The organism is Vogesella mureinivorans, assembly GCF_007644035.1.
In the GTDB taxonomy this organism is placed as follows: Bacteria; Pseudomonadota; Gammaproteobacteria; order Burkholderiales; family Chromobacteriaceae; genus Vogesella; species Vogesella mureinivorans.
On the sequence record NZ_VMTV02001134.1, the window covers coordinates 1 to 452 of the forward strand.

Here is a 452-nt window from a genome sequence, read left to right on the forward strand (position 1 = left end):
GTTGCCGGGGGTGAGGATGATGTTGAGCAATTCGCCTCGGTCATTGACGACCAGATGCAACTTGAAGCCAAAGAACCAATCGACCGAGGTTCTGCCCCGCTCGGCAATGTTCTCGAACACCTTGTTGCGCTCAATCCGACGGTTGTGGCAAACGCTCAATGCAGTGGAGTCCATGAAACTAATGCCGCTACACGACCCGAAACACGAGCGTAAGTAGGCACACATGGGTACTAACGTTTCTGGAACCCATTCGATGAAGCGTTGGTAGCTGACGAGTCCGGGAAACGCATCTGCCCATTCGGTCTGGACTTTCTCTTGGTAGTAAGTTTTGAAATTGCGGTAGCACGACTGATGAAAGGCAATCAAAACCGTCATGATTTCGCTCAAGCTCAATCCGCGAGGTCGATTGCGGTGCTTGAGTTCACTGCCTAAAAGTTGCTGTTTCCAGCGGG

1 protein-coding gene is annotated in these 452 nt (G+C 51.8%); it reads right to left on the minus strand.

The genetic code is table 11. The features are described 5' to 3' along the window. Window positions 1-387: transposase (locus FLQ44_RS25750; protein ID WP_147696200.1), on the minus strand; the 387-nt coding region annotated here is incomplete at its 3' end. Window positions 388-452: the final 65 nt, after the last annotated feature.